Here is a 19,882-nt window from a genome sequence, read left to right on the forward strand (position 1 = left end):
GATTACACCCCTTCTGCCACATAGCGGGCAATGATATCGCCCATTTCATCGGTACTAACGGCGGCAGCGCCACGGGCTAAATCCCCGGTGCGAATGCCTTCTTCTAATGCGCGGTTAATGGCGCGTTCAATGGCGCAAGCCGCATCATCGGCATCCAGGCTGTAGCGCAGCAGCAGTGCCAGCGACAGAATTTGCGCAATCGGGTTGGCGATGTTTTTGCCTGCGATATCTGGTGCTGAGCCGCCTGCCGGTTCATACAGACCAAAACCTTGCTCGTTCAGGCTGGCGGAAGGCAACATCCCCATCGAGCCAGTGATCATTGCGCACTCGTCAGACAGAATGTCGCCAAACAGGTTGGAGCACAGCAGAACGTCAAACTGTGATGGATCTTTAATCAGCTGCATGGTGGCGTTGTCGATGTACATATGCGCCAGTTCGACATCCGGGTATTCCGTGGCGATCTCGTTGACGATTTCACGCCATAAAATAGAGGATTGCAGCACGTTAGCTTTGTCGATTGAGGTGACTTTGTGGCGACGTTTACGAGCAGATTCAAACGCGATGCGGGCAATACGCTCGATCTCAAAACGGTGATACACCTCGGTATCAAACGCTTTTTCATATTGTCCGCTACCTTCGCGGCCTTTTGGCTGACCGAAATAGATGCCGCCGGTCAGTTCGCGCACGCACAGGATGTCGAAGCCGTTAGCGGCAATGTCTGCACGCAGCGGACAGAATGCTTCCAGCCCCTGATACAGTTTTGCCGGGCGCAGGTTGCTGAATAATTTGAAGTGCTTACGCAAAGGCAACAGCGCGCCGCGTTCTGGTTGCTGGTCTGGTGGTAAATGTTCCCATTTCGGACCGCCTACCGAGCCAAACAGCACGGCATCGGCTTGCTCACAACCTTCAACCGTCGCAGGCGGCAGTGGTTGCCCGTGGTTATCAATGGCTGCGCCGCCTACATCGTAATGGCTGGTGGTGATGCGCATCGCAAAGCGGTTGCGCACGGCATCCAGCACTTTCAGCGCCTGGGTCATCACTTCCGGACCAATACCGTCCCCCGGCAATACGGCAATATGGTAATTCTTCGACATCACACGGTTTCCTTGTTGTTTTCGTTGTGTTGAGCTTTGCGTTGCAACTCTTTTTCGACTTCTGCGGCACGCCAGATATTGTTCAGTACGTGCACCATGGCTTTGGCGGAGGACTCGACAATATCGGTGGCCAGGCCGACGCCGTGGAAGCGGCGACCGTTGTAGTTGGCGACAATATCCACCTGACCCAGCGCATCTTTACCGTGACCTTTGGCGGTCAGGCTGTATTTCACCAGTTCGACGTTATAGTCAGTGATGCGGTTAATTGCCTGATAGACGGCATCGACCGGACCGTTACCGTTGGCGGCTTCTGCTTTGACTTCTTCGCCACAGGCCAGTTTGACGGCGGCGGTGGCGATATCGTTAGAGCCAGACTGCACGCTGAAGTAATCCAGACGGAAATGCTCCGGCTCTTCTTGCTGCTTACCGATGAAGGCCAGCGCCTCCAGATCGTAATCAAACACCTGACCTTTTTTGTCCGCCAGCTTCAGGAAAGCATCGTACAAATTGTCTAAATTATATTCACTTTCTTTATACCCCATCTCATCCATGCGATGTTTCACCGCCGCACGCCCCGAACGAGAGGTCAGATTCAGCTGGATTTGGTTCAGACCAATAGATTCTGGTGTCATGATTTCGTAGTTTTCGCGGTTTTTCAGCACGCCATCCTGGTGGATACCGGAGGAGTGAGCGAATGCGCCGCTGCCAACAATGGCTTTGTTTGCCGGGATCGGCATATTACAAATCTGGCTAACTAACTGGCTGGTGCGCCATATCTCCTGGTGATTAATGGCGGTGTGGACGTTGAGAATATCCTTACGAACTTTAATCGCCATGATGACTTCTTCCAGCGAACAGTTACCGGCACGCTCGCCGATCCCGTTCATTGCACCTTCCACCTGGCGTGCACCGGCATGTACCGCCGCCAGTGAGTTGCCGACCGCCAGGCCTAAATCGTCGTGGGTATGTACGGAAATAATGGCTTTGTCGATGTTAGGTACGCGTTCATACAGGCCGCTGATGATTCCGGCGAACTCAAACGGCATGGTGTAGCCCACGGTGTCCGGAATGTTGATGGTGGTGGCACCGGCATTAATCGCCGCTTCGACCACTCGCGCCAGATCGGCAATGGGTGTACGCCCGGCATCTTCGCAAGAAAATTCAACATCATCGGTGTAATTACGGGCGCGTTTCACCATATAGATAGCGCGTTCGATCACTTCATCCAGCGTGCTGCGCAGCTTGGTGGCGATGTGCATTGGCGAAGTGGCAATAAAGGTATGAATACGGAAGGCTTCGGCGACTTTCAGGGATTCGGCCGCCACGTCGATATCTTTCTCCACGCAGCGAGCTAACGCACATACGCGGCTGTTTTTAACCTGGCGGGCGATGGTTTGCACCGATTCAAAATCGCCCGGCGAAGAGACGGGGAAACCGACTTCCATCACGTCAACACCCATACGCTCAAGGGCCAGCGCAATTTGCAGTTTTTCTTTCACACTCAAGCTTGCCTGTAACGCCTGTTCACCGTCGCGCAATGTGGTATCGAAAATAATGACTTGCTGGCTCATGGTTTGGGTCCTTGTCTCTTTTAGAGCGCCTCGCTTCGGGCATAAAAAAACCCGCGCAATGGCGCGGGTTTTTTGTTTGACTGCGTGCTGGCTTAATGCTGGATGCCGCTCACTCGTCTACCGCGCAAAGAAGATGCGTTTAGTAGTAGTAGACCGATAAAGCGAACGATGTGAGTCATTAAATCAGCTCCAGATGAATGCGATATGCTTTTAGAGTTACTGGATACAAAAACGGATGTCAACCCTGACGCAATAAAAACGTCCCGCCAGCGTGAGTTCTGCATCCGTAAAATTAGCTAATTGTGCTGCGGTGGTTAAAGTAAGCGATATTAATTTCTGCTTAACTACCGACGCTTTTCATCGGTTGACATATTTCAGCATAAATTTTTGCATCTAATCAACGAGGAAAAAGGGGACAAAATGCACGCGTTGCAAAACCTATCCTGATGATTTGTATTGAATTATATGTTTTGCGATTTTTTTTGATATTGATTTGGTGAATATTATTGATCAATTAATGTTAAGAATTAATGCATTAAATATATAAATTAATTATTAAATAAGCACATTTAATCCATTTTGTAGATGATTGAGTATTCGCGGTAGTTATGATTAGATTGTTTTCGCAACAAAAACATTATGGATTATTATGCTGTGGTAAATGACTCATTCCACGGCAATGGATTCTGTTTTTATCAGAACCCGTATCTTTATGTTTTCCGAATTTTACTCATTTTGCTTTTTCTTATTTTATATGCATGATAAATCATATTCTTCAGGATTATTTCTCTGCATTCCAATAAGGGAAAGGGAGTTAAGTGTGACAGTGGAGTTAAGTATGCCAGAGGTACAAACAGATCATTCAGAGACGGCGGAGTTAAGCAAGCCACAGCTACGCATGGTCGATCTCAACTTATTAACCGTTTTCGATGCCGTGATGCAGGAGCAAAACATTACCCGTGCCGCTCATGTTCTGGGTATGTCGCAACCTGCGGTCAGTAACGCTGTTGCACGCCTGAAGGTGATGTTTAATGACGAGCTTTTTGTTCGTTATGGCCGTGGTATTCAACCGACTGCTCGCGCATTTCAACTTTTTGGCTCAGTTCGTCAGGCATTGCAACTAGTACAAAATGAATTGCCTGGTTCAGGTTTTGAACCCGCGAGCAGTGAACGTGTATTTCATCTTTGTGTTTGCAGCCCGTTAGACAGCATTCTGACCTCGCAGATTTATAATCACATTGAGCAGATTGCGCCAAATATACATGTTATGTTCAAGTCTTCATTAAATCAGAACACTGAACATCAGCTGCGTTATCAGGAAACGGAGTTTGTGATTAGTTATGAAGACTTCCATCGTCCTGAATTTACCAGCGTGCCATTATTTAAAGATGAAATGGTGCTGGTAGCCAGCAAAAATCATCCAACAATTAAGGGCCCGTTACTGAAACATGATGTTTATAACGAACAACATGCGGCGGTTTCGCTCGATCGTTTCGCGTCATTTAGTCAACCTTGGTATGACACGGTAGATAAGCAAGCCAGTATCGCGTATCAGGGCATGGCAATGATGAGCGTACTTAGCGTGGTGTCGCAAACGCATTTGGTCGCTATTGCGCCGCGTTGGCTGGCTGAAGAGTTCGCTGAATCCTTAGAATTACAGGTATTACCGCTGCCGTTAAAACAAAACAGCAGAACCTGTTATCTCTCCTGGCATGAAGCTGCCGGGCGCGATAAAGGCCATCAGTGGATGGAAGAACAATTAGTCTCAATTTGCAAACGCTAACTGAATGCAGAATAGGCCAGACATGAATGTCTGGTTTATTCTGCATTTTTTATTGAATGTAGAATTTTATTCTGAATGTGTGTGCTCTCTATTTTAGGATTAATTAAAAAAATAGAGAAATTGCTGTAAGTTGTGGGATTCAGCCGATTTATTGTCAATTTAATCCTTCGTAATGGAGGATTTTATCGTTTCTTTTCACCTTTCCTCCTGTTTATTCTTATTACCCTGCGTTTATGTCTCTGGCTGCCAATTGCTTAAGCAAGATCGGACGGTTAATGTGTTTTACACATTTTTTCCGTCAAACAGTGAGGCAGGCCATGGAGATGTTGTCTGGAGCCGAGATGGTCGTCCGATCGCTTATCGATCAGGGCGTTAAACAAGTATTCGGTTATCCCGGAGGCGCAGTCCTTGATATTTACGATGCATTGCATACCGTGGGTGGTATTGATCATGTATTAGTTCGTCATGAGCAGGCGGCGGTGCATATGGCCGATGGCCTGGCGCGTGCGACCGGGGAAGTCGGCGTCGTGCTGGTAACGTCGGGTCCAGGGGCGACCAATGCGATTACCGGCATCGCCACCGCTTATATGGATTCCATTCCATTAGTTGTCCTTTCCGGGCAGGTAGCGACCTCGTTGATAGGTTACGATGCCTTTCAGGAGTGCGACATGGTGGGGATTTCGCGACCGGTGGTTAAACACAGTTTTCTGGTTAAGCAAACGGAAGACATTCCGCAGGTGCTGAAAAAGGCTTTCTGGCTGGCGGCAAGTGGTCGTCCTGGACCAGTAGTCGTTGATTTACCGAAAGATATTCTTAATCCGGCGAACAAATTACCCTATGTCTGGCCGGAGTCGGTTAGTATGCGTTCTTACAATCCCACTACTACCGGACATAAAGGGCAAATTAAGCGTGCTCTGCAAACGCTGGTGGCGGCAAAAAAACCGGTTGTCTACGTAGGCGGTGGGGCAATCACGGCGGGCTGCCATCAGCAGTTGAAAGAAACGGTGGAGGCGTTGAATCTGCCCGTTGTTTCCTCATTGATGGGCCTGGGGGCATTTCCGGCAACGCATCGTCAGGCGCTGGGCATGCTGGGAATGCACGGCACCTACGAAGCCAATATGACGATGCATAACGCGGATGTGATTTTCGCCGTCGGGGTAAGATTTGATGACCGAACGACGAATAATCTGGCAAAGTACTGCCCAAATGCCACTGTTCTGCATATCGATATTGATCCTACTTCCATTTCTAAAACCGTGACTGCTGATATCCCGATTGTGGGGGATGCTCGCCAGGTCCTCGAACAAATGCTTGAACTCCTGTCGCAAGAATCCGCCCATCAACCGCTGGATGAGATCCGCGACTGGTGGCAGCAGATTGAACAGTGGCGCGCTCGTCAGTGCCTGAAATATGACACTCACAGTGAAAAGATTAAACCGCAGGCGGTGATCGAGACTCTTTGGCGGTTGACGAAGGGAGACGCTTACGTGACGTCCGATGTCGGGCAGCACCAGATGTTTGCTGCACTTTATTATCCATTCGACAAACCGCGTCGCTGGATCAATTCCGGTGGCCTCGGCACGATGGGTTTTGGTTTACCTGCGGCACTGGGCGTCAAAATGGCGTTGCCAGAAGAAACCGTGGTTTGCGTCACTGGCGACGGCAGTATTCAGATGAACATCCAGGAACTGTCTACCGCGTTGCAATACGAGTTGCCGGTACTGGTGGTGAATCTCAATAACCGCTATCTGGGGATGGTGAAACAGTGGCAGGACATGATCTATTCCGGCCGTCATTCACAATCTTATATGCAATCACTACCCGATTTCGTCCGTCTGGCGGAAGCCTATGGTCACGTCGGGATCCAGATCTCTCATCCGCATGAGCTGGAAAGCAAACTTAGCGAGGCGCTGGAACAGGTGCGCAATAATCGCCTGGTGTTTGTTGATGTTACCGTCGATGGCAGTGAGCACGTCTACCCGATGCAGATTCGCGGGGGCGGAATGGATGAAATGTGGTTAAGCAAAACGGAGAGAACCTGATTATGCGCCGGATATTATCAGTCTTACTCGAAAATGAATCAGGCGCGTTATCCCGCGTGATTGGCCTTTTTTCCCAGCGTGGCTACAACATTGAAAGCCTGACCGTTGCGCCAACCGACGATCCGACATTATCGCGTATGACCATCCAGACCGTGGGCGATGAAAAAGTGCTTGAGCAGATCGAAAAGCAATTACACAAGCTGGTCGATGTCTTGCGCGTGAGTGAGTTGGGGCAGGGCGCGCATGTTGAGCGGGAAATCATGCTGGTGAAAATTCAGGCCAGCGGTTACGGGCGTGACGAAGTGAAACGTAATACGGAAATATTCCGTGGGCAAATTATCGATGTCACCCCCTCGCTTTATACCGTTCAATTAGCAGGCACCAGCGATAAGCTTGATGCATTTTTAGCATCGATTCGCGATGTGGCGAAAATTGTGGAAGTTGCTCGCTCTGGTGTGGTCGGACTTTCGCGCGGCGATAAAATAATGCGTTGAGAATGATCTCAGTGCGCAATTTGCAGCCCAACATGTCACGTTGGGCTTTTTTTGCGAAATCAGTGGGAACCTGGAATAAAAGCAGTTGCCGCAGTTAATTTTCTGCGCTTAGATGTTAATGAATTTAACCCATACCAGTACAATGGCTATGGTTTTTACATTTTACGCAAGGGGCAATTGTGAAACTGGATGAAATCGCTCGGCTGGCGGGAGTGTCGCGGACCACTGCAAGCTATGTTATTAACGGCAAAGCGAAGCAATACCGTGTGAGCGACAAAACCGTTGAAAAAGTCATGGCTGTGGTGCGTGAGCACAATTACCACCCGAACGCCGTGGCAGCTGGGCTTCGTGCTGGACGCACACGTTCTATTGGTCTTGTGATCCCCGATCTGGAGAACACCAGCTATACCCGCATCGCTAACTATCTTGAACGCCAGGCGCGGCAACGGGGTTATCAACTGCTAATTGCCTGCTCAGAAGATCAGCCAGACAACGAAATGCGCTGTATTGAGCACCTTTTACAGCGTCAGGTCGATGCCATTATTGTTTCGACGTCGTTGCCTCCTGAGCATCCTTTTTATCAACGCTGGGCTAACGACCCGTTCCCGATTGTCGCGCTGGACCGCGCCCTCGATCGTGAACACTTCACCAGCGTGGTTGGTGCCGATCAGGATGATGCCGAAATGCTGGCGGAAGAGTTACGTAAGTTTCCCGCCGAGACGGTGCTTTATCTTGGCGCGCTGCCGGAGCTTTCTGTCAGCTTCCTGCGTGAACAAGGTTTCCGTACTGCCTGGAAAGATGATCCGCGCGAAGTGCATTTCCTGTATGCCAACAGCTATGAGCGGGAGGCGGCTGCCCAGTTATTCGAAAAATGGCTGGAAACGCATCCGATGCCGCAGGCGCTGTTCACAACGTCGTTTGCGTTGTTGCAAGGGGTGATGGATGTAACGCTACGTCGCGATGGTAAACTGCCTTCTGACCTGGCAATTGCCACCTTTGGCGATAACGAACTGCTCGACTTCTTACAGTGCCCGGTGCTGGCAGTGGCTCAACGTCACCGCGATGTCGCAGAGCGTGTGCTGGAGATTGTCCTGGCAAGCCTGGACGAACCGCGTAAGCCAAAACCTGGTTTAACGCGCATTAAACGTAATCTCTATCGTCGCGGTGTGCTCAGCCGTAGCTAAGCCGCGAACAAAAATACGCGCCAGGTGAATTTCCCTCTGGCGCGTAGAGTACGGGAATGGACATCAATATCCTTAAAGTAAATAAGACTATTCCTGACTATTATTGATAAGTTCTTTTAAACCCGCCCGTTAATTAAATCACCAGCTGAAATTCACAATAATTAAGTGATATCGACAGCGCGTTTTTGCATTATTTTGTTACATGCAGAGATGAATTGCCGATTTAACAAGCACTTTTCTTTGCTTTTGCGCAAACCCGCTGGCATCAAGCGCCACACAGACGCAACAGGGACTGTTAACCGGGGAAGATATGTCCTAAAATGCCGCTCGCGTCGCAAACTGACACTTTATATTTGCTGTGGAAAATAGTGAGTCATTTTAAAACGGTGATGACGATGAGGGATTTTTTCTTACAGCTATTCATAACGTTAATTTGCTGCGCACGTTGGACGTAAAATAAACAACGCTGATATTAGCCGTAAACATCGGGTTTTTTACCTCGGTATGCCTTGTGACTGGCTTGACAAGCTTTTCCTCCGCTCCGTAAACTCCTTTCAGTGGGAAATTGTGGGGCAAAGTGGGAATAAGGGGTGAGGCTGGCATGTTCCGGGGAGCAACGTTAGTCAATCTCGACAGCAAAGGGCGCTTATCAGTGCCTACCCGTTACCGGGAACAGCTGCTTGAGAACGCTGCCGGTCAAATGGTTTGCACCATTGACATTCATCACCCGTGCCTGCTGCTTTACCCCCTGCCTGAATGGGAAATTATCGAGCAAAAATTATCGCGTCTGTCGAGCATGAACCCGGTTGAGCGCCGTGTGCAGCGCCTACTGTTAGGTCATGCCAGCGAATGTCAGATGGATGGCGCAGGTCGATTGTTAATCGCGCCAGTACTGCGGCAACATGCCGGGCTGACAAAAGAAGTGATGCTGGTTGGACAGTTCAACAAGTTTGAGCTGTGGGATGAAACAACCTGGCATCAACAGGTCAAGGAAGATATCGACGCAGAGCAGTTGGCTACCGGAGACTTATCGGAGCGACTGCAGGACTTGTCTCTATAAAATGATGGAAAACTATAAACATACTACGGTGCTGCTGGATGAAGCCGTTAATGGCCTCAATATCCGTCCTGATGGCATCTACATTGATGGGACTTTTGGTCGCGGTGGTCACTCACGTCTGATCCTCTCGCAGCTTGGCGAAGAGGGGCGTTTGCTGGCGATCGATCGCGACCCGCAGGCTATCGCCGTTGCGAAGACTATTGATGATCCGCGCTTCTCCATCATCCACGGACCTTTCTCCGCGCTGGGCGAATACGTTGCCGAGCGCGATCTTATCGGCAAGATCGACGGCATTCTCCTCGATCTTGGCGTCTCTTCACCGCAACTTGATGATGCTGAGCGCGGCTTTTCCTTTATGCGCGATGGTCCGCTGGACATGCGTATGGACCCAACCCGTGGGCAGTCAGCCGCTGAATGGCTACAAACCGCAGAAGAAGCCGATATCGCCTGGGTATTGAAAACCTATGGTGAAGAGCGTTTTGCCAAACGCATTGCCCGCGCCATTGTCGAGCGTAACCGCGAACAGCCGATGACCCGCACCAAAGAACTGGCGGAAGTCGTGGCTGCTGCAACGCCGGTGAAAGATAAGTTTAAACATCCCGCGACCCGTACCTTCCAGGCGGTGCGCATTTGGGTAAACAGTGAACTGGAGGAGATAGAGCAGGCGCTAAAAAGCTCGCTCAACGTGCTGGCCCCGGGTGGGCGGCTTTCGATCATCAGCTTCCACTCGCTGGAAGACCGTATTGTGAAACGTTTTATGCGTGAAAACAGCCGCGGTCCGCAAGTTCCGGCAGGGTTACCGATGACTGAAGAGCAGCTCAAAAAACTGGGTGGCCGTCAGCTGCGAGCACTAGGCAAGTTAATGCCGGGCGAAGAAGAGGTGGCTGAGAACCCTCGTGCCCGTAGTTCAGTTCTGCGTATTGCAGAGAGGACGAATGCATGATCAGCAGAGTGACAGAAGCTCTAAGCAAAGTTAAAGGATCGATGGGAAGCCACGAGCGCCATGCATTGCCTGGTGTTATCGGTGACGATCTTTTGCGATTTGGGAAGCTGCCACTCTGCCTGTTCATTTGCATTATTTTGACGGCGGTGACTGTGGTAACCACGGCGCACCATACCCGTTTACTGACCGCTCAGCGCGAACAACTGCTGCTGGAGCGAGATGCTTTAGACATTGAATGGCGCAACCTGATCCTTGAAGAGAATGCGCTCGGCGACCATAGCCGGGTGGAAAGGATCGCCACGGAAAAGCTGCAAATGCAGCATGTTGATCCGTCACAAGAAAATATCGTAGTGCAAAAATAAGGATAAACGCGACGCATGAAAGCAGCGGCGAAAACGCAGAAACCAAAACGTCAGGAAGAACATGCCAACTTTATCAGTTGGCGTTTTGCGTTGTTATGCGGCTGTATTCTCCTGGCGCTGGCTTTTCTGCTCGGACGCGTAGCGTGGTTACAAGTTATCTCCCCGGATATGCTGGTGAAAGAGGGCGACATGCGTTCTCTTCGCGTTCAGCAAGTTTCCACCTCCCGCGGCATGATTACTGACCGTTCTGGTCGCCCGTTAGCGGTGAGCGTGCCGGTAAAAGCGATTTGGGCTGACCCGAAAGAAGTGCATGACGCTGGCGGTATCAGCGTCGGTGACCGCTGGAAGGCGCTGGCTAACGCGCTCAATATTCCGCTGGATCAGCTTTCAGCCCGCATTAACGCCAACCCGAAAGGGCGCTTTATTTATCTGGCGCGTCAGGTGAACCCTGACATGGCGGACTACATCAAAAAACTGAAACTGCCGGGGATTCATCTGCGTGAAGAGTCTCGCCGTTACTATCCGTCCGGCGAAGTGACTGCTCACCTCATCGGCTTTACTAACGTCGATAGTCAAGGGATTGAGGGCGTTGAGAAGAGTTTCGATAAATGGCTTACCGGGCAGCCGGGTGAGCGCATTGTGCGTAAAGACCGCTATGGTCGCGTAATTGAAGATATTTCTTCTACTGACAGCCAGGCGGCGCACAACCTGGCGTTGAGTATTGATGAACGCTTGCAGGCGCTGGTTTATCGCGAACTGAACAACGCGGTGGCCTTTAACAAGGCTGAATCCGGTAGCGCCGTGCTGGTGGATGTCAACACCGGTGAAGTGCTGGCGATGGCTAACAGCCCGTCATACAACCCTAACAATCTGAGCGGCACGCCGAAAGAGGCGATGCGTAACCGTACCATCACCGACGTGTTTGAACCGGGCTCAACGGTTAAACCGATGGTGGTAATGACCGCGTTGCAACGTGGCGTGGTGCGGGAAAACTCGGTACTCAATACCATTCCTTATCGAATTAACGGCCACGAAATCAAAGACGTGGCACGCTACAGCGAATTAACCCTGACCGGGGTATTACAGAAGTCGAGTAACGTCGGTGTTTCCAAGCTGGCGTTAGCGATGCCGTCCTCAGCGTTAGTAGATACTTACTCACGTTTTGGACTGGGAAAAGCGACCAATTTGGGGTTGGTCGGAGAACGCAGTGGCTTATATCCTCAAAAACAACGGTGGTCTGACATAGAGAGGGCCACCTTCTCTTTCGGCTACGGGCTAATGGTAACACCGTTACAGTTAGCGCGAGTCTACGCAACTATCGGCAGCTACGGCATTTATCGCCCACTGTCGATTACCAAAGTTGACCCCCCGGTTCCCGGTGAACGTGTCTTCCCGGAATCCATTGTTCGCACCGTGGTGCATATGATGGAAAGCGTGGCGCTACCAGGCGGCGGCGGCGTGAAAGCGGCGATTAAAGGCTATCGTATCGCCATTAAAACCGGTACCGCGAAAAAGGTCGGGCCGGACGGTCGCTACATCAATAAATATATTGCTTATACCGCAGGCGTTGCGCCTGCGAGTCAGCCGCGCTTCGCGCTGGTTGTTGTTATCAACGATCCGCAGGCGGGTAAATACTACGGCGGCGCCGTTTCCGCGCCGGTCTTTGGTGCCATCATGGGCGGCGTATTGCGTACCATGAACATCGAGCCGGATGCGCTGACAACGGGCGATAAAAATGAATTTGTGATTAATCAAGGCGAGGGGACAGGTGGCAGATCGTAATTTGCGCGACCTTCTTGCTCCGTGGGTGCCAGACGCACCTTCGCGAGCACTGCGAGAGATGACACTCGACAGCCGTGTGGCTGCGGCGGGCGATCTCTTTGTAGCTGTAGTAGGTCATCAGGCGGACGGGCGTCGATATATCCCGCAGGCGATAGCGCAAGGTGTGGCTGCCATTATTGCAGAGGCGAAAGATGAGGCGACCGATGGTGAAATCCGTGAAATGCACGGCGTACCGGTCATCTATCTCAGCCAGCTCAACGAGCGTTTATCTGCACTGGCGGGCCGCTTTTACCATGAACCCTCTGACAATTTACGTCTCGTAGGCGTAACGGGCACCAACGGCAAAACCACGACTACCCAGCTGCTGGCGCAGTGGAGCCAACTGCTTGGCGAAACCAGCGCGGTAATGGGCACCGTTGGTAACGGTCTGCTTGGGAAAGTGATCCCGACAGAAAATACTACCGGTTCCGCAGTCGATGTTCAGCATGAGCTGGCGGGGCTGGTGGAGCAGGGCGCGACGTTTTGCGCAATGGAAGTTTCCTCCCACGGGCTGGTACAGCACCGTGTGGCGGCATTGAAATTTGCGGCGTCGGTCTTTACCAACTTAAGCCGCGATCACCTTGATTATCATGGTGATATGGAACACTACGAAGCTGCGAAATGGCTGCTTTATTCTGAACATCATTGCGGTCAGGCGATTATTAACGCCGACGATGAAGTGGGCCGCCGCTGGCTGGCAAAACTGCCGGACGCGGTTGCGGTATCAATGGAAGATCATATCAATCCGAACTGTCACGGACGCTGGTTAAAAGCGATCGACGTGAACTATCACGACAGCGGTGCGACGATTCGCTTTAGCTCAAGTTGGGGCGATGGCGAAATTGAAAGCCATCTGATGGGCGCTTTTAACGTCAGCAACCTGCTGCTCGCGCTGGCGACACTGCTGGCACTCGGCTATCCACTGGCTGATCTGCTGAAAACCGCCGCGCGTCTGCAACCGGTTTGCGGACGTATGGAAGTGTTCACTGCGCCAGGCAAACCGACGGTGGTGGTGGATTACGCGCATACGCCGGATGCACTGGAAAAAGCCTTACAGGCGGCGCGCCTGCACTGTGCGGGCAAGCTGTGGTGCGTCTTTGGCTGTGGTGGCGATCGCGATAAAGGTAAGCGTCCACTGATGGGCGCAATTGCCGAAGAGTTTGCTGACGTGGCGGTGGTGACGGACGATAACCCGCGTACCGAAGAACCGCGTGCCATCATCAACGATATTCTGGCGGGAATGTTAGATGCCGGACATGCCAAAGTGATGGAAGGCCGTGCTGAAGCGGTGACTTGCGCCGTTATGCAGGCTAAAGAGAATGATGTGGTACTGGTCGCGGGCAAAGGCCATGAAGATTACCAGATTGTTGGCAATCAGCGTCTGGACTACTCCGATCGCGTCACGGTGGCGCGTCTGCTGGGGGTGATTGCATGATTAGCGTAACCCTTAGCCAACTTACCGACATTCTCAACGGTGAACTGCAAGGTGCAGATATCACCCTTGATGCTGTAACCACTGATACCCGAAAACTGACGCCGGGCTGCCTGTTTGTTGCCCTGAAAGGCGAACGTTTTGATGCCCACGATTTTGCCGACCAGGCGAAAGCTGGCGGCGCAGGCGCACTACTGGTTAGCCGTCCGCTGGACATCGACCTGCCGCAGTTAATCGTCAAGGATACGCGTCTGGCGTTTGGTGAACTGGCTGCATGGGTTCGCCAGCAAGTTCCGGCGCGCGTGGTTGCTCTGACGGGGTCCTCCGGCAAAACCTCCGTTAAAGAGATGACGGCGGCGATTTTAAGCCAGTGCGGCAACACGCTTTATACGGCAGGCAATCTCAACAACGACATCGGTGTACCGATGACGCTGTTGCGCTTAACGCCGGAATACGATTACGCAGTTATTGAACTTGGCGCGAACCATCAGGGCGAAATAGCCTGGACTGTGAGTCTGACTCGCCCGGAAGCTGCGCTGGTCAACAACCTGGCAGCGGCGCATCTGGAAGGTTTTGGCTCGCTTGCGGGTGTCGCGAAAGCGAAAGGTGAAATCTTTAGCGGCCTGCCGGAAAACGGTATCGCCATTATGAACGCCGACAACAACGACTGGCTGAACTGGCAGAGCGTAATTGGCTCACGCAAAGTGTGGCGTTTCTCACCCAATGCCGCCAACAGCGATTTCACCGCCACCAATATCCATGTGACCTCGCACGGTACGGAATTTACCCTACAAACCCCAACCGGTAGCGTCGATGTTCTGCTGCCGTTGCCGGGGCGTCACAATATTGCGAATGCGCTGGCAGCCGCTGCGCTCTCCATGTCCGTGGGCGCAACGCTTGATGCTATCAAAGCGGGGCTGGCAAATCTGAAAGCTGTTCCAGGCCGTCTGTTCCCCATCCAACTGGCAGAAAACCAGTTGCTGCTCGACGACTCCTACAACGCCAATGTCGGTTCAATGACCGCCGCTGTTCAGGTACTGGCTGAAATGCCGGGCTACCGCGTGCTGGTGGTGGGCGATATGGCGGAACTGGGCGCTGAAAGCGAAGCCTGCCATGTACAGGTGGGCGAGGCGGCAAAAGCTGCTGGTATTGACCGCGTGTTAAGCGTGGGTAAACAAAGCCATGCTATCAGCACCGCCAGCGGCGTTGGCGAACATTTTGCTGATAAAACTGCGTTAATTACGCGTCTTAAATCACTGATTGCTGAGCAACAGGTAATTACGATTTTAGTTAAGGGTTCACGTAGTGCCGCCATGGAAGAGGTAGTACGCGCTTTACAGGAGAATGGGACATGTTAGTTTGGCTGGCCGAACATTTGGTCAAATATTATTCCGGCTTTAACGTCTTTTCCTATCTGACGTTTCGCGCCATCGTCAGCCTGCTGACCGCGCTGTTCATCTCATTGTGGATGGGCCCGCGTATGATTGCTCATTTGCAAAAACTTTCCTTTGGTCAGGTGGTGCGTAACGACGGTCCTGAATCACACTTCAGCAAGCGCGGTACGCCGACCATGGGCGGGATTATGATCCTGACGGCGATTGTGATCTCCGTACTGCTGTGGGCTTACCCGTCCAATCCGTACGTCTGGTGCGTGTTGGTGGTGCTGGTAGGTTACGGTGTTATTGGCTTTGTTGATGATTATCGCAAAGTGGTGCGTAAAGACACCAAAGGGTTGATCGCTCGTTGGAAGTATTTCTGGATGTCGGTCATTGCGCTGGGTGTCGCCTTCGCCCTGTACCTTGCCGGCAAAGACACGCCCGCAACGCAGCTGGTGGTCCCATTCTTTAAAGATGTGATGCCGCAGCTGGGGCTGTTCTACATTCTGCTGGCTTACTTCGTCATTGTGGGTACTGGCAACGCGGTAAACCTGACCGATGGTCTCGACGGCCTGGCAATTATGCCGACCGTATTTGTCGCCGGTGGTTTTGCGCTGGTGGCGTGGGCGACCGGCAATATGAACTTTGCCAGCTACTTGCATATACCGTATCTGCGACACGCAGGGGAACTGGTTATTGTCTGTACCGCGATAGTCGGGGCAGGACTGGGCTTCCTGTGGTTTAACACCTATCCGGCGCAGGTCTTTATGGGCGATGTAGGTTCGCTGGCGTTAGGTGGTGCGTTAGGCATTATCGCCGTACTGCTACGTCAGGAATTCCTGCTGGTGATTATGGGGGGCGTGTTCGTGGTAGAAACGCTTTCTGTCATCCTGCAGGTCGGCTCCTTTAAACTGCGCGGACAACGTATTTTCCGCATGGCACCGATTCATCACCACTATGAACTGAAAGGCTGGCCGGAACCGCGCGTCATTGTGCGTTTCTGGATTATTTCGCTGATGCTGGTTCTGATTGGTCTGGCAACGCTGAAGGTACGTTAATCATGGCTGATTATCAGGGTAAAAATGTCGTCATTATCGGCCTGGGCCTCACTGGGCTTTCCTGCGTGGACTTTTTCCTCGCTCGCGGTCTGACGCCGCGCGTTATGGATACGCGTATGACACCGCCTGGCCTGGATAAATTACCCGAAGCCGTAGAACGCCACACGGGCAGTCTGAATGATGAATGGCTGATGGCGGCAGATCTGATTGTCGCCAGTCCCGGTATTGCACTGGCGCATCCATCCTTAAGCGCTGCCGCTGATGCCGGAATCGAAATCGTTGGCGATATCGAGCTGTTCTGCCGCGAAGCACAAGCACCGATTGTGGCGATTACCGGTTCTAACGGCAAAAGCACGGTCACCACGCTAGTGGGTGAAATGGCGAAAGCGGCGGGGGTTAACGTTGGTGTGGGTGGCAATATTGGCCTGCCAGCGTTGATGCTGCTTGATGCTGAGTGCGAACTGTACGTGCTGGAACTGTCGAGCTTCCAGCTGGAAACCACTTCCAGCTTACAGGCGGTGGCGGCGACCATTCTGAACGTGACTGAAGATCATATGGACCGCTATCCGTTTGGTTTGCAGCAATACCGTGCGGCAAAATTGCGTATTTACGAAAATGCGAAAGTTTGTGTCGTCAATGCTGATGATGCCTTAACAATGCCGATTCGCGGTGCTGATGAACGCTGCGTCAGCTTTGGCGTCAACATGGGTGACTATCACCTGAATCATCAGCAGGGAGAAACCTGGCTGCGAGTGAAAGGCGAGAAAGTGCTGAACGTGAAAGAGATGAAACTTTCCGGGCAGCATAACTACACCAATGCGCTGGCAGCACTGGCACTGGCAGACGCAGCTGGTTTGCCGCGCGCCAGCAGCCTGAAAGCGTTAACCACCTTCACCGGTCTGCCGCATCGCTTTGAAGTGGTGCTGGAGCACAATGGCGTACGCTGGATTAACGATTCGAAAGCCACTAACGTCGGCAGTACGGAAGCGGCGTTGAATGGCTTGCAGGTAGACGGCACGCTGCATTTGTTGCTGGGCGGCGATGGTAAATCGGCGGACTTCAGTCCACTGGCGCGCTATCTGAATGGCGACAACGTGCGTTTGTACTGTTTTGGTCGTGACGGTGCGCAGCTGGCGGCGCTACGCCCGGAAGTGGCAGAACAAACCGAAACTATGGAACAGGCGATGCGCTTGCTGGCTCCGCGTGTTCAGCCGGGCGATATGGTTCTGCTCTCCCCGGCCTGTGCCAGCCTTGATCAGTTCAAGAACTTTGAACAACGAGGCAATGAGTTTGCCCGTCTGGCGAAGGAGTTAGGTTGATGCGTTTATCTCTCCCTCGCCTGAAAATGCCGCGCCTGCCAGGATTCAGTATCCTGGTCTGGATCTCCACGGCGCTAAAAGGCTGGGTGATGGGCTCGCGGGAAAAAGATACCGACAGCCTGATCATGTACGATCGCACCTTACTGTGGCTGACCTTCGGCCTTGCGGCGATTGGCTTTATCATGGTGACCTCGGCGTCAATGCCCATAGGGCAACGCTTAACCAACGATCCGTTCTTCTTCGCGAAGCGTGATGGCGTCTATCTGATCCTGGCATTCATTCTGGCGATCATTACGCTGCGTCTGCCGATGGAGTTCTGGCAACGCTACAGTGCCACGATGCTGCTCGGATCTATCATCCTGCTGATGATCGTGCTGGTAGTGGGTAGCTCGGTTAAAGGGGCATCGCGTTGGATCGATCTCGGTTTGCTGCGTATCCAGCCTGCGGAGCTGACAAAACTGTCGCTGTTTTGTTATATCGCCAACTATCTGGTGCGTAAAGGCGACGAAGTACGTAATAACCTGCGCGGCTTCCTGAAACCGATGGGCGTGATTCTGGTGTTGGCAGTGTTACTGCTGGCACAGCCAGACCTTGGTACGGTGGTGGTGTTGTTTGTGACTACGCTGGCGATGTTGTTCCTGGCGGGAGCGAAATTGTGGCAGTTCATTGCCATTATCGGTATGGGCATTTCAGCGGTTGTGTTGCTGATACTCGCCGAACCGTACCGTATCCGCCGTGTTACCGCATTCTGGAACCCGTGGGAAGATCCCTTTGGCAGCGGCTATCAGTTAACGCAATCGCTGATGGCGTTTGGTCGCGGCGAACTTTGGGGACAAGGTTTAGGTAACTCGGTACAAAAACTGGAGTATCTGCCGGAAGCGCACACTGACTTTATTTTCGCCATTATCGGCGAAGAACTGGGGTATGTCGGTGTGGTGCTGGCACTTTTAATGGTATTCTTCGTCGCTTTTCGCGCGATGTCGATTGGCCGCAAAGCGTTAGAAATTGACCACCGTTTTTCCGGTTTTCTCGCCTGTTCTATTGGCATCTGGTTTAGCTTCCAGGCGCTGGTTAACGTAGGCGCGGCGGCGGGGATGTTACCGACCAAAGGTCTGACATTGCCGCTGATCAGTTACGGTGGTTCGAGCTTACTGATTATGTCGACAGCCATCATGATGCTGTTGCGTATTGATTATGAAACGCGTCTGGAGAAAGCGCAGGCGTTTGTACGAGGTTCACGATGAGTGGTCAAGGAAAGCGATTAATGGTGATGGCAGGCGGAACCGGTGGACATGTATTCCCGGGACTGGCGGTTGCGCACCATCTAATGGCTCAGGGTTGGCAAGTTCGCTGGCTGGGGACTGCCGACCGTATGGAAGCGGACTTAGTGCCAAAACATGGCATCGAAATTGATTTCATTCGTATCTCTGGTCTGCGTGGAAAAGGTATAAAAGCACTGATAGCTGCGCCGCTGCGTATCTTCAACGCCTGGCGTCAGGCGCGGGCGATTATGAAAGCGTACAAACCTGACGTGGTACTCGGTATGGGCGGCTATGTATCAGGTCCAGGTGGTCTGGCCGCGTGGTCGTTAGGCATTCCGGTTGTACTTCATGAACAAAACGGTATTGCGGGCTTAACCAATAAATGGCTGGCGAAGATTGCCACCAAAGTGATGCAGGCGTTTCCAGGCGCTTTCCCTAATGCGGAAGTGGTGGGTAACCCGGTGCGTACCGATGTGCTGGCGCTGCCGTTGCCGCAGCAACGTTTGGCTGGACGTGAAGGTCCGGTTCGTGTGCTGGTAGTGGGTGGTTCCCAGGGCGCACGCATTCTTAACCAGACAATGCCGCAGGTTGCTGCGAAACTGGGTGATTCAGTCACTATCTGGCATCAGAGCGGTAAAGGTTCGCAACAATCCGTTGAACAGGCGTATGCCGAAGCGGGGCAACCGCAGCATAAAGTGACGGAATTTATTGATGATATGGCGGCGGCGTATGCGTGGGCGGATGTCGTCGTTTGCCGCTCCGGTGCTTTAACGGTGAGTGAAATCGCCGCGGCAGGACTACCGGCGTTGTTTGTGCCGTTTCAACATAAAGACCGCCAGCAATACTGGAATGCGCTACCGCTGGAAAAAGCGGGCGCAGCCAAAATTATCGAGCAGCCACAGCTTAGCGTGGATGCTGTCGCCAACACCCTGGCCGGGTGGTCGCGAGAAACCTTATTAACCATGGCAGAACGCGCCCGCGCTGCATCCATTCCGGATGCCACCGAGCGAGTGGCAAATGAAGTGAGCCGGGCTGCCCGGGCGTAATTGTAGCGATGCCTTTTGCATCGTATGAATTTAAG

Annotated in this window: 19 protein-coding genes; 15 read left to right on the forward strand and 4 right to left on the reverse strand. The window is 52.3% G+C overall.

From position 1 onward, the window contains the following. Positions 1-2: 2 nt before the first annotated feature. The 3 genes from leuB to leuL form a co-directional block, all read right to left on the reverse strand. A complete protein-coding gene (gene leuB, locus ACJHXA_RS12010) occupies positions 3-1,094 on the reverse strand; it encodes a 3-isopropylmalate dehydrogenase (RefSeq protein WP_000042353.1) in 1,092 nt (363 codons plus the stop codon). Next, entirely contained in the window at positions 1,094-2,665 is a 1,572-nt protein-coding gene (gene leuA, locus ACJHXA_RS12015) for a 2-isopropylmalate synthase (RefSeq protein WP_000082846.1), read from the reverse strand. The genes leuB and leuA overlap by 1 nt, the downstream gene beginning before the upstream one ends. Positions 2,666-2,757: 92 nt before the next feature. Beyond that, complete coding sequence (gene leuL / locus ACJHXA_RS12020) at positions 2,758-2,844, reverse strand: leu operon leader peptide (protein ID WP_001300467.1); 87 nt, start codon at positions 2,842-2,844, stop codon at positions 2,758-2,760. Between the two features lie 659 nt (positions 2,845-3,503). On the opposite strand from leuL, the gene leuO reads away from it, so the two are divergent. Continuing rightward, positions 3,504-4,448 (forward strand): transcriptional regulator LeuO, encoded by a 945-nt coding sequence (gene leuO, locus ACJHXA_RS12025; protein ID WP_001297362.1) that lies wholly within the window; start codon positions 3,504-3,506, stop codon positions 4,446-4,448. 154 nt (positions 4,449-4,602) lie between these two features. On the opposite strand, the gene ACJHXA_RS12030 is transcribed toward leuO, so the two are convergent. Continuing rightward, positions 4,603-4,647, reverse strand: a complete 45-nt coding sequence (locus ACJHXA_RS12030) for a hypothetical protein (protein ID WP_128566915.1) — start codon at positions 4,645-4,647, stop codon at positions 4,603-4,605. 118 nt (positions 4,648-4,765) lie between these two features. Here ACJHXA_RS12030 and ilvI point away from each other — a divergent pair, with 118 nt between their 5' ends. From ilvI to murG, 14 genes are all read left to right on the forward strand, one after another. Continuing rightward, a complete protein-coding gene (ilvI, locus tag ACJHXA_RS12035; protein ID WP_000425668.1) occupies positions 4,766-6,490 on the forward strand; it encodes an acetolactate synthase 3 large subunit in 1,725 nt (574 codons plus the stop codon). A 2-nt stretch (positions 6,491-6,492) separates the two neighbouring features. After that, positions 6,493-6,984 (forward strand): acetolactate synthase small subunit, encoded by a 492-nt coding sequence (ilvN, locus tag ACJHXA_RS12040; RefSeq protein WP_001252744.1) that lies wholly within the window; start codon positions 6,493-6,495, stop codon positions 6,982-6,984. Positions 6,985-6,995: 11 nt separating this feature from the next. Further along, positions 6,996-7,082, forward strand: a complete 87-nt coding sequence (locus ACJHXA_RS12045) for a fruR/shl operon leader peptide (RefSeq protein WP_001303787.1) — start codon at positions 6,996-6,998, stop codon at positions 7,080-7,082. Positions 7,083-7,163: 81 nt separating this feature from the next. After that, positions 7,164-8,168: a catabolite repressor/activator gene (gene cra, locus ACJHXA_RS12050; protein ID WP_000762401.1), complete on the forward strand. Its 1,005-nt coding sequence runs from the start codon at positions 7,164-7,166 to the stop codon at positions 8,166-8,168. Between the two features lie 601 nt (positions 8,169-8,769). Beyond that, a complete protein-coding gene (gene mraZ, locus ACJHXA_RS12055; protein ID WP_001295770.1) occupies positions 8,770-9,228 on the forward strand; it encodes a division/cell wall cluster transcriptional repressor MraZ in 459 nt (152 codons plus the stop codon). Between the two features lies 1 nt (position 9,229). Further along, complete coding sequence (rsmH, locus tag ACJHXA_RS12060) at positions 9,230-10,171, forward strand: 16S rRNA (cytosine(1402)-N(4))-methyltransferase RsmH (RefSeq protein WP_000970479.1); 942 nt, start codon at positions 9,230-9,232, stop codon at positions 10,169-10,171. Then, on the forward strand, positions 10,168-10,533 hold the full coding sequence (gene ftsL / locus ACJHXA_RS12065) for a cell division protein FtsL (protein ID WP_231227968.1): 366 nt from the start codon (positions 10,168-10,170) through the stop codon (positions 10,531-10,533). Before rsmH ends, ftsL begins: the two co-directional genes overlap by 4 nt. Positions 10,534-10,548: 15 nt before the next feature. Continuing rightward, positions 10,549-12,315, forward strand: a complete 1,767-nt coding sequence (gene ftsI / locus ACJHXA_RS12070; protein WP_000642196.1) for a peptidoglycan glycosyltransferase FtsI — start codon at positions 10,549-10,551, stop codon at positions 12,313-12,315. After that, positions 12,302-13,789 carry a UDP-N-acetylmuramoyl-L-alanyl-D-glutamate--2,6-diaminopimelate ligase gene (murE, locus tag ACJHXA_RS12075; protein WP_000785141.1) on the forward strand — a complete coding sequence of 496 codons (1,488 nt, stop codon included), beginning with the start codon at positions 12,302-12,304 and terminating at the stop codon, positions 13,787-13,789. Before ftsI ends, murE begins: the two co-directional genes overlap by 14 nt. Beyond that, complete coding sequence (gene murF / locus ACJHXA_RS12080) at positions 13,786-15,144, forward strand: UDP-N-acetylmuramoyl-tripeptide--D-alanyl-D-alanine ligase (protein WP_000626688.1); 1,359 nt, start codon at positions 13,786-13,788, stop codon at positions 15,142-15,144. The genes murE and murF overlap by 4 nt, the downstream gene beginning before the upstream one ends. After that, positions 15,138-16,220 (forward strand): phospho-N-acetylmuramoyl-pentapeptide-transferase, encoded by a 1,083-nt coding sequence (gene mraY, locus ACJHXA_RS12085; protein WP_000964131.1) that lies wholly within the window; start codon positions 15,138-15,140, stop codon positions 16,218-16,220. Before murF ends, mraY begins: the two co-directional genes overlap by 7 nt. Positions 16,221-16,222: 2 nt before the next feature. Further along, positions 16,223-17,539 (forward strand): UDP-N-acetylmuramoyl-L-alanine--D-glutamate ligase, encoded by a 1,317-nt coding sequence (gene murD, locus ACJHXA_RS12090; RefSeq protein WP_000796448.1) that lies wholly within the window; start codon positions 16,223-16,225, stop codon positions 17,537-17,539. Then, positions 17,539-18,783, forward strand: coding sequence for a cell division protein FtsW (ftsW, locus tag ACJHXA_RS12095; RefSeq protein WP_001295532.1), 1,245 nt, complete (start codon positions 17,539-17,541; stop codon positions 18,781-18,783). Before murD ends, ftsW begins: the two co-directional genes overlap by 1 nt. Beyond that, the gene (gene murG / locus ACJHXA_RS12100; RefSeq protein WP_000016559.1) at positions 18,780-19,847 is read left to right on the forward strand and encodes an undecaprenyldiphospho-muramoylpentapeptide beta-N-acetylglucosaminyltransferase; all 1,068 of its coding nucleotides are present in this window, start codon (positions 18,780-18,782) and stop codon (positions 19,845-19,847) included. Before ftsW ends, murG begins: the two co-directional genes overlap by 4 nt. Positions 19,848-19,882: the final 35 nt, after the last annotated feature.

This window comes from Escherichia sp. WS33, assembly GCF_046486385.1.
GTDB lineage: Bacteria > Pseudomonadota > Gammaproteobacteria > Enterobacterales > Enterobacteriaceae > ECMA0423.